Genomic DNA, 10,834 nt, shown 5'->3' with positions numbered 1-10,834 from the left:
CCCTCATCTCCCTCATCCCCCTCATCCCCCACTCCCCAATTACCTTGGGAACTCTTCGGAGGTATTTTACTCTTCTTGGGTTGGTTAGTGGCGGTAATAAATTATCCTGGGCAAGCAATAGCTGTGAGTGGGTTGAGTTTGTGGTTTGTGGGCAACCGCTTACAGAGGCATAGTTTAAAGATTGATTTGGCGGCAGTTTTTGCCATAGGTTTACAAACAATTTGGCTGGGTTGGCGGTTAGTGCCATTTGGAGTGCAAGCAGGGGCGATCGCGATTGCAACAAAACTCACTAACGCTCAAAATGAACCTTGGGCATTACTGGGTGTCGCTTTATTTCCCTACGTAATTGTGATGGTGGCGATTATAGATAGCCTGTATCGCAACCAAAAGCGAGAATTAGCTAAGTTTGGCGATTTGCTTCTTCTGGTGTTTGGCACTTTTTTAACAACACTTGCTGTAGTAAATCCCACATTGCGATCGCTAAATCTCTTATTTTCTACAATTACTCTCGCAGTCATCACTCAACGCCGTTCTTTATCTCCCCCAGCTTCCCCAGCTCCCCCTGCTCTCTTCACTCATACCATGGGAGTGCTGACGTTTTGCTCGATAATTGATTGGCTATTGCCAACTCTGACTCTGCCAATCTGGGCAAGCATTTTATTAGCTTTAATGGTAGTGGAATGGATATTTAGTCTTGGCAATGGCATATGGCGACGTAGCGCCTGGCACATTGGGCTAGGGCTTGCTGCTGTGAGTTTTGCCCTATTGTGGCTAAATGTCGAATCCTCATGGACTGGGATTACTCGTAGCCAAAGTCATTGGGGAGCGATTTGGCTAATTACGCCTTTAACTCTCACAGCTTTAGCCAGTCGCACAACTGCACAGCGCCGCAGTATCAGCAGTTACTTGAGTATCTTGGCTGTAACTATGGCACAAGCACTAACTTTATTCTTACCAGGAACCAGATTAATTGGTTTGGCTGTAGCTGCGGCTGTAACGTTTGTCAATACACGCTACTTGCGAAACCAAGTAACTGCGGTAATTACGGTAGGTTATGGGTTAACTTTCATAGTTGCATTGCTTTGGGAAGGTGTTCCAGGTTTACCACGCTTGACAATAGCAGGTTGGTTTATTGTGGGAGCGATCGCTATTTTCAGTTTATGGTTAGCACGTACAGCCTTGATCCGGCGCGATAACGAATTAGCAGCTATCTATGCAGTAGCAGTTGATAAATGGGCGATCGCTTTGTGTAGCATTGAGTTGTTAGCCATGACGCTGCACTCAGTATTAATTTACCAGAGAATTATTGCACCAGGATTATTTTACTTAATAGCCACTGCTGTAACCTTGGGGGCAATTGCCTACCGTAGTTGGGGCGAACCCACAGATTGGGCATTTTATGGCATCGGTTGGTGTTTGGAACTCTTAATTGCTGAGATTTTGGGATTTGGGGAGCATTCCACTATTAGAATAGCGTTCGCGCAGCGCGGCTTGCCGTTCGCAAATATCGCTTTAGGTTTAATAACTCAGTTAGCGGGAGAGTGGTGGCGACGGCGTTACCAATTAGAAAGGCTACCCAATAGCTTCCACATTTTGCCATTAATTTATGCTGTATTCAGCGTCGTGCTGCGGTTGAACACCTTTACTGATTGGACGGGTTTGTGTTCTTTAGGGGTAGCTTTGATTATTATTGGTGTGGGGCGACGCAGAGATAGCTTCAAACCGTTACTGTATTTAGGCATCATTGGCGTATCAATTTCTGCTTATGAACTTTTGTTCTATCAAATGTCACAAGCATCGGGAGGGAGATTAGGTGATGGCTTAATTGCTATGTCAGCCTTGGGCACAAGCATTATGTATGCCTATCGCATCCTTTCCCCTTGGTTAGTAAACTACTTACGCCTTACCCCGCAAGAATTGCAAGGTATCGCCCATCTTCACTGGGCTTGGAGTAGCTGCTTATTAATGACTGCCATTGCCTTTCCCATTCAGGTTAACCGTTTGCTGGGATTAGCAACTGGCGTATTTTTGATTAGATATGCCATCTTTCAAGGACGGCAGACAGCATCCTCTATTTCTGAAGCTTCCCCGCGCATCTTTGGCAGAATCACAATCCAAGAAATCTGGGTTTACCTCGGCTTATTAGAGGTAGCCGGCATGAGAATTTATTGGCGTGAGACAGCAGTAGGAAAATTTTTACTTGGCCCTTTAGTTCCTTGGAATGGTGCGATCGCTTGCGTAGTCGCCTATTTTTTATATATCCTACCTTGGGAAAGTTGGGGTTGGTCTAAAAGACCTTGGCAAATAGCTGCATACATCATACCACTGATAATTTTATGGGAAACTAAACTGCAAATTTATCCCATCACATTATTACTAGTAGCTGGATACTACATCTTCCTGGCAGTTAGTAAAAACATTCGTTTCACCTATATCAGCGTAATATTAATTGATTGGGCTATATTTCGCTGGTTTTCTGACTACTTACATCTCACAGATGCTTTATGGTATGTATCGCTAATTGGCTTATCACTGCTGTATATTGCCCAGATAGATCCTCAACTGAGGTTGCCAGAATATAAAGCAGCTCGTCACAGTTTAAGAATGGTAGGTAGCGGTGTAATTTGTGGATGGGCAATTTTATTTCATCAAAATGCAGCGATAATCCCAGGAATTTTGAGCCTCATTGCCATTTTTGCTGGATTAGCTTTACGAATTCGAGCTTTTCTCTATATTGGTACAGCGACTTTTTTCATTACTAGCATCTATCAATTAGTAATTTTCAGCTTGCGCTATCCCTTTTTCAAATGGGTGGTTGGCTTATTAGTTGGAATCGCACTAATTTACGTTGCTGCCAACTTTGAAACTCGCCGCACACAACTAAATTTTCTACTTCGCAATACCAGCGAAGAATTTCAGGAATGGGAATAACGGGACTTAAACAAAAATAGAGATTAAAAAAGAGTATAATACTATCTCAGCATAGGTTTCACGTGAAAAAAAGCTTATGAAAGAAACCACCCCCGCGGCCATGCCGCCATGCTTTAGAAGCTTTTAGAACAGCTATGTCTTTTCGCTTTTTCGATTGGCTAACTGTTCATCGTGACGTGTTTGCTGCTTATAAATCCAGTTTGGGCTTCATTTGGGCTTCATTTTTGTCTAAGTCCCGTTAGGCGTAATTCGTAATTAAGAAAAGTGCTATTTTGTCTAGGTTCCTCGGTTTGGATCTGTATCATTATTTTTGGGGGTATCAGTTGTTGACATTAATCAATCATGATTAATCCTTTCTAATCCACTGTAGATATTGAACCGTTCGCCACGCAGGAATCCAATTAAAGTAATCCCAAATTCTTGAGCTACAGACATCGCTAAACTGCTAGGGGCAGAAACAGAACAGACAATGGGAATCCCAGCAGCGGTGGATTTTTGCAAAATTTCAAAACTAGAGCGTCCGCTTACCATGAGAATATGATTATTTAAAGGCAATTCTTCACTCAGCAAAGCTGTACCGATTAATTTGTCCAAAGCATTATGCCGTCCTACATCCTCTTGCAAGTTCAATAGCTGCCCTTGAGTATCGAAGACAGCCGCAGCGTGCAAACCCCCCGTGGCAGTGAAGATACCTTGAGCAGCCCGTAACTTATCTGGTAGGCTGTAGATGATTTCAGGTGTCACCATTAGGTTAGGGAGAATGTCAGGATATCCCCGCAGACGCAAAGCCTCAAGGCTAGCTTTACCACAAACACCGCAGGCGCTATTGGTGTAAAAGTGGCGTTCCAAAGGCTGTAAATCTGGAATTAAACCCTGTCGCAATTCTACATTCACAATGTTGTATCTTTGCTCGCCGTCTACTGACTCATCCACACAGTAGCTGATGCGTTGGATATCTTCCCTACTATTAATTACTCCTTCACTGTAAAGAAAACCAGCAGCTAATTCAAAATCTGCTCCTGGTGTTCGCATAGTAACTGCTATTGTGCGAGTTTGGCAGACAAGGCGAATTTCTAAAGGTTCCTCAGTGGTTAGTTGGTCTTGTCGAAGACGCTTTTTGCCATTTTCGACTACCCAGACTTGGGCTTTAATTTTGCTTTTAATAGGCATTTTGATAATTAGAGTTGTGAGAATATTGATTGCACCTACCTCTTATACCCTATAAGATTACGAATATTCCTAGTTGCTAAAGTTATAGAAAAAGTCCTGCTGTATTCTTACTGCTTTCGAGTCATACCCTTTCTTTGTGAAGCTACGCCAAACCTCTTTTTAAGATTTATGCAGGTAAAGTGCGAATTGATAAAAAAGAGTTTGATATTCCCGTGTACGCAGATGATAGCGTGTCATAAATTTTATTCGGTCGTCATCTCATGTCCGCCTAATCACTTATAAAAAAAACTCTCCGCGTCCCTGCGTCTTTGCGTCAGCCCTAATTATAAGCATTCATCCGAATATGATATTAGTGGTAGATATACTGTCAGGAATTTTAACAGTAGAAGAAACCTAATTCAAATTTTTTAAATCGTGCGATCGCATTCTCATCATTGCAGGCGATCGCTTAATTTCAGCTTCTAGGTATCGTCAATTTTTATAAACTCTCTGGGTCGATATTTAATTCTCGCAGTTTTGCTGCTAGACGTTCGGCACGTTGCTTTTCTTGTTCGGCTCGTTGCTTTTCTTGTTCGGCGTGTTCTGCTTCCCATTTTGCAACTTCTTCAGGTGTAGGAATTACCTGTCCTTCCGCAGTGAAATAACGCAATTTTTTTTCATGAACGCCCAAGTACATACTTAATTGCTGACTCCACAACAATCCCTGGGGGTTAGGTTCTATAGGTTGATATGTACCACCCACTAAAATAAAGCCAGCAAATTCTAAATTTTTCGGGTCAAACCAAAAATATTCTGGAGTGCGAAATATATCTTGATAAATTTGTTTTTTTAGTCCTTTATCAGTAGACGCGGTGGAATTAGACAGCAATTCGATAATCAAATTTGGATATTTGCCGTCTTCTTCCCAAACAACCCAACTGTCACGGATTTTGTATTCAGTGTTTAACACCACAAAGAAATCTGGCCCTCGAACGTCTTCTTTCTTACGCTGGCGGTGACTGTAATAAATGCTAATATTGCCAGCAGCAAAATAGTTATTCAAGTGATTAAGGTCTCGCCACCACCAATCCAAGCATTTGATCAATAACAACATTTGCTGCAAATGTAGGTATGTTTCCAAGGGCGGTTCGTTACTTTCTAAATTCCCGTTTGGAAATATAACATCTTCTGGGGCTTCAAAATCTTTGGCGATGGACATAGCAGCAAGTCTTTAAGTGATATTAACTTTAGGTTAGCAATTAAAATCTAGGCGTAGTTTATGCACAGTACTGAAACATAAACTTTTCGGTAATAGTGCATAGATGTTCATTTAAATGAGATAGTGTTTGTTCGGCGATCGCTTTTGGTACGCCACCATAATATGCTTGAGCAATAGCACCCGTCATACAGGCAATAGTGTCGCTGTCACCACCAATTGATACTGCATTGCGGATAGCATCTTCAAAATTCGTAGATTCGAGAAAGGCAATAATTGCTTGGGGAACAGAACCTTGACAGGTAGAATCGTACTGGTAGTTGGGTCGGATTTGGTTAAGGGTTTGTCCTAAGTCATAGCCAAAGCTGGTCTGAATATAGGACTTAATCCCGATTTTCTCTTCACCTGTACGCGCCAGAAAGATAACTGCTGCTATTGCTTGAGCGCCTTTAATGCCTTCAGGATGATTATGGGTAACTTCCGCGCTGCGCTGGGCTTCTCGTAACACGGTATCTAAGTCATTGAAGGCAAACCCAATGGGGCTGACTCGCATGGCCGCACCATTACCAAAACTGTAATATGGTTCGTTGCTATCAGATTTTGCCCATTCTCGAAAGTTACGTCCATAACCAGCATAAGCGTAGCGACGGTAGTACCACCTGAATTGGTCGATGTATCTACTGCTGTGCAGAAATTTCTCGGCGTTCAAAATCACATCTGCGACTGCGACTGTTAGCACTGTGTCATCAGTGAAGCGAGATTGTCTGCTAAACAGCGGAAAATCCTTTGTTTTTATGCTTTTTCCCTCATATACCGAACCAATTATGTCACCTGCGATCGCACCTAGCATATCCATCTTTTGAGTGTAATGATTTATTGTTTTTCCAGGCGTACTACTGCGTTATAATCAGGGACACCTTCAAGCGATCGCTTTGTTTTATCAAGTAGTATATTTCCCTCTGGCCAATGTACTTGCAAGTTGCCTGACTGAATAGGTGCAATGTACACTTGTCCTTTATACTCACCCAACTTATTCTTAAGAATTACTGCGTCACCATCTTTTAAACCCAATTTTGCGGCATCAGAGACATTTATTAGCACTGCCTCGCGTACTGCCCCAGTAATTGCATCCTTGCGTTCTTGCACCATACTATTAAACTGCTTGCCTCGACGCGTTGCTACTAAAAAATAGCCCTCTGGTAATTCTTTCTTGCGTGGCAACAATACCCCAAAATGTGCCTTACCGTCGGGTGTGGGGAAGTTCCAGCCAAAACACAAATGTGCCCCACCATACTGAAACTGATCTCCAGCTTGCTGCAAATGTTGAATGCCAGCATATAAGGGAACGACTTGGGCAATTTCTTGGCGCATAGCCGCTGTATCAACAAAAGTCAGCTTATCTGTTAAATCTGGTCGCACTCGCCTTGCCAACTCCATAAAAACTTCCCACTCTGGACGCGCCTCTCCAATGCGCGGTCCCAGAATTTCTGGACTGAAAATCACCCGACGTTCGGTATTAGTTTCTGTCACTCCTCCTGGTATTTCATAGCGAGTAGTGGCAGGTAATAACACTACTGTGTCAGCAGGTTCTACTAACATTTGGCTGGAAAGCACAATATCCATATGAACCCGCAACGGTATATTCTTTAAAGCTTCTTCCACATAATCAGGTTCTGGTAGTACTTCTAAGAAATTTCCTCCCACCGAGAACAACACATCTAATTGTTTTTGATGTGCGGCATCAATCATTTCTGGTGCAATTAAACCTTTACTTGTAGGTACTTCAAAGCCCCAAAGTTTGCTTAATTGGACAGCATTTTCTGAGTTGATGGGTTTGCCACCAGGAAATACTGTTGCATAACATCCCATCTCTGCACCACCTTGTACCCCTGAGTGACCGCGAATTGGCATTAAACCGCAGCCTTCCCGACCGACAAAACCTTTGGTGAGAGCAAGATTAATGATACTACGGACATTATCTTCGCCACACTCATGCTGGGTAATGCCCATACTCCAGACAAATACAGCTTTGTTGGCTTGTGCAACCATTTTGGCAAAGGCATACATCTCATCACGAGAAGCACCAGAAAGCCGTTCTAGTTCTTCCCAAGATTGGCTTGCAAAAGATGCCTTGAGTTCTTCAAAACCAGCAGTGTAGCGCTCAATAAATGACTGGTCTACCCAGTCGTGGGCAATTAGATGTTTAATTGTACCATTTAAAAATGCTATATCCCCGCCAGCATTAACCAAGAAGAAATCTTCCGCAAACTTTGTACCAAAAAGGGCACTTTCCACTATTGAGGGAACCCAATATCGCTCCATACCTGGTTCGCGGTAAGTATTAATTACCACAATCTTCGTACCAGCTTTCTTAGCATAGTGGAGATATTTGACGGTGACAGGCTGATTGTTGGCAACATTAGAGCCAATAAAGACCAATAAATCAGTACCAATCCAGTCTTTATAAGAACAAGTGGTAGCCCCCGCACCGAGAGCAGCTTTCAGCCCCGCTGTACTGGGAGAATGGCAGATCCGGGCAGCATTATCAATATTATTGCATCCCATTGCCCGCACGGCTTTTTGAGTAGCGTAGTAAGTTTCGTTGACCGTGCCGCGACTGGTAATGTAGAAACTCAGGCGGTCTGGCGTGCTAGCGCGGATGCGAGTAGCAATTACCTCCAAAGCTTCATCCCAGCTAACAAGATGAAAGCCTTTTTCCCCTCGTTGCCGCATCATTGGATAAGGAAGCCTTCCTAAGTCGCGTAATTGAGCACTTTTTTGCTTTTGCAACTGGGAGACATCTTCCAGCAACAGAGGATCGAAAGCTGGCATGGTATTCATCCGCAACAGCCGCAACCGAACATTGCACAGATGAATGCCATCTAACGTCCAATCTTTCATCCCGGTTGTTCCCAAAGCACAACCATCGCACACACCCTGATTCAGGATATTCCATGTATAAGGTAGTTGGTCGCGGGACAACCAAATTGCCCGCAAGACTTCCCAATAGTTATTCGGGTACTGTTCGCCAATGCCAAAGGGCTTCCAACTCGCCCAATACTCAGGTGTCCAATTTTTCTTGGGTTTCGGCAACATAAGGATGCTCAGAGATGAATTAAACCACTACTTTTAGGCTACCGTTTTGAGTAGTAAATGAGTAGTAAAACTAAAAATCTGGACACTCAGAACTAACTATCTCTGGATGGCAGTAGTATTTCAAAACTGTCTCCACGGTGTCGCCAATCCACAAAGCCACCTTGTCGGGACTAATGCCATTGCTGATAGCCCAGGTAGCGAAAGTGTGACGGGTAGCGTAGGGCTTGAGGTAGGGGACATTCCCGGCATCAGCTAGTGATTTGACCACCCCAGGGTATTTGTAGGTTTTCTCCCTGCTGCCGGATTTCCACTCATGCCAAAAACTCACCATTACGCTGCTGCTCATTGGCTTGCCTGCTTTACTCAGGAACACCAAATCAGCAGGTTCGTGTAATGCAGGACGATGCTCCAATAAAGTTTTCTGGAGTTTTGACCCTGGCTTACTAGGGAATACTCTCTTCTTGCCGTTTTTGGTTCCCTTGCGAACTCTATGCCCATTACAAGACTTGTTGATGTTGACTTTGCAACAATCAGCGCTAATGTCTCCCCAGGTTAAAGCGAACGCTTCCCCTGGTCTAGCACCTGTCAGAAACAAAAACTTTACCAAAGGGGCGTAGTGAGAATGTAGCGGATGATTTTCAAACGTTTCGATAATTAAATCCCGCTGCTCAAGGGTAAACGCCCGTCGGTCGTCGTCATCACTCCTTTGTTTAGGCTTTTTTATTTTCAGCTTCTCAAACGGATTGTCAATAATTAGTGCAGAGTCGTTAGCCCACGAGCAACATCTGCTCAGGCAGTTTAATAATTCCCAAGCCATGTAGTGAGTCAAATTGTCTAGTGCCCATTCCCGAATTTTGGCGGCATCGTCTAGCGATCGCGTGGGTAGTCTCTCAATATGGTTGGCGATGGAATAATACTTAGTAAGAATAGTTGTTTTCTCTAGTTGGCTTGACTGAAACCCTGTGTAACGTTCCCAGAGTTGCTGTAAATCATATTGGTAATTTGGTGGTTGAGGCGCGATCGCCACAGCAGGAGCTTTACCTGCTGCTCGAAAGCGATAGCTTTCTAGTGTTGAGTCGAACCGCTCCAGCGTGATGTCATTTACGATGGCATCACGTTTGGAGCGAACTATTTCGCGGTTTCGTTTGGTGTCCTTGAGTCCGCTAGCAATGTAGAACTGCTTGCTGAATCCTTGCACCCGAAAGCGGATCGCTAACTTTTTTGTTTTAGGGTCACGGCTGATCCACTTGTCCTCACTCATCGCGATTTAATTTATTTCTTTGCCAGTAAATGTCTGTTTCAAAAAATTAAAAAACCGCAAACTCTGAAGCGTAAACTTAGCTTTCATGTTCGCGGATCGAGTTTTATCTACTTATCCTCATTCGTCATTCTCTGCGGCCATTTTTTCAATTATTTTTAAAGTGGCCTCACAATCACCCAATGCAGAATGATTGCCCCCGATTAACGGTTGCCACTTGTAATTACCGTGGAAAGCATTCCACTCTCCTACCCATTGGGAATACCAAAGCATTGCACAGTGGATAGAGCCGCCGTTTGTAAAGATGCGGCATTGTCGGCGATCGCTAGTGGGGAATGCTAGCTGAATTCCGTATACTCTCAAAGAATTCTTAATAGCCCGTAAATCAAAATCAGCATTGTAAATGATTAAATCTCTGTTACCTATTTGTCTCATTAACTCTAAGAAAACTTGATCGAAGGTTGGGGCATCTTCTACAGCCTCATTTGTTATTCCGTGTATTTCAATCGCCTCTTCAGAAATTGGGATAGTTGGCTTAACGAGTGTTTGCCAGCCTGGTCTCTCTGGCGTGATAATCGCTATTTGGCATATTTGGGACTGTTTTAAATCCGTCGTTTCTGTGTCCAAAATGCACCAGTTATTTTCAGTCAAAATATTTTTAGCCCAAATGGTGGCAAGATTTTTGTCTTTCATAGCTAAACCCTGTGTTAAGTTTTGGTTGATACCTGATTGCGATCGCGCTCCTCTAAATAACGCGTTCGCATTTTCAAAAATTTTGTCTACAAAAGGCTAAAATCCGCTTCTGACAATAATTTCAGCCGTCTACACCCGAATTTTTGGGAGTGAAAAATTGTAGACGGTGTAGACGCTCTGTTGAGGAGGTACTGATGGGGTTAAAGTCATCTCCAGCAAAACTGGCAGTATTGTAGACTTGCTAGCTAATTCACCCCTAAAGCGCTGCTAGCAAGGTGTAGACGGACTGTAGGCAGACTGTAGACAATACTACGACCACTTCCAGCCGAGGCGATCGCCTTCTCCTTCCACTTGACCCACCCCCCGATCTGCTAGAGCTGCAAAGATGATTCTAATTTCATCTGGTTGCATCCCCTCAAACAGTCGGCTGGCTTGCAGCAGTATTCTGGCTTTCAAAACCTCCCCTGGATGCTGTTTACCCCAGTCAACGA

Annotated in this window: 8 protein-coding genes; 1 reads left to right on the top strand and 7 read right to left on the bottom strand. The window is 43.6% G+C overall.

Translation table 11 applies throughout. The features are described from left to right. Nucleotides 1–2,931 (top strand): DUF2157 domain-containing protein (locus I8752_RS20125; protein ID WP_214434068.1); only part of this gene is annotated, 2,931 nt, incomplete at its 5' end. A 336-nt stretch (nucleotides 2,932–3,267) separates the two neighbouring features. On the opposite strand, the gene fdhD is transcribed toward I8752_RS20125, so the two are convergent. The 7 genes from fdhD to I8752_RS20090 all read right to left on the bottom strand — a co-directional run. Continuing rightward, nucleotides 3,268–4,101: a formate dehydrogenase accessory sulfurtransferase FdhD gene (gene fdhD / locus I8752_RS20120; RefSeq protein ID WP_214434067.1), complete on the bottom strand. Its 834-nt coding sequence runs from the start codon at nucleotides 4,099–4,101 to the stop codon at nucleotides 3,268–3,270. 478 nt (nucleotides 4,102–4,579) lie between these two features. After that, the gene (locus I8752_RS20115) at nucleotides 4,580–5,299 is read right to left on the bottom strand and encodes a Uma2 family endonuclease (RefSeq protein ID WP_214434066.1); all 720 of its coding nucleotides are present in this window, start codon (nucleotides 5,297–5,299) and stop codon (nucleotides 4,580–4,582) included. A gap of 58 nt (nucleotides 5,300–5,357) precedes the next feature. Continuing rightward, nucleotides 5,358–6,146, bottom strand: coding sequence for an ADP-ribosylglycohydrolase family protein (locus tag I8752_RS20110; RefSeq protein ID WP_214434069.1), 789 nt, complete (start codon nucleotides 6,144–6,146; stop codon nucleotides 5,358–5,360). 23 nt (nucleotides 6,147–6,169) lie between these two features. After that, nucleotides 6,170–8,392, bottom strand: coding sequence for an FdhF/YdeP family oxidoreductase (locus I8752_RS20105; protein WP_214434065.1), 2,223 nt, complete (start codon nucleotides 8,390–8,392; stop codon nucleotides 6,170–6,172). 70 nt (nucleotides 8,393–8,462) lie between these two features. Beyond that, complete coding sequence (locus tag I8752_RS20100) at nucleotides 8,463–9,653, bottom strand: site-specific integrase (RefSeq protein ID WP_214434064.1); 1,191 nt, start codon at nucleotides 9,651–9,653, stop codon at nucleotides 8,463–8,465. A 117-nt stretch (nucleotides 9,654–9,770) separates the two neighbouring features. After that, a complete protein-coding gene (locus I8752_RS20095; RefSeq protein WP_214434063.1) occupies nucleotides 9,771–10,343 on the bottom strand; it encodes a 3'-5' exonuclease in 573 nt (190 codons plus the stop codon). 309 nt (nucleotides 10,344–10,652) lie between these two features. Next, nucleotides 10,653–10,834, bottom strand: a 182-nt coding sequence (locus tag I8752_RS20090) for a hypothetical protein (protein WP_214434062.1), incomplete at its 5' end; no start/stop codon positions are given.

It is taken from the genome of Dendronalium phyllosphericum CENA369, from assembly GCF_016056275.1.
GTDB lineage: Bacteria > Cyanobacteriota > Cyanobacteriia > Cyanobacteriales > Nostocaceae > Dendronalium > Dendronalium phyllosphericum.
Note: the sequence above shows the minus strand (reverse complement) of the source record. Positions and strands in the feature narration are given on the sequence as shown.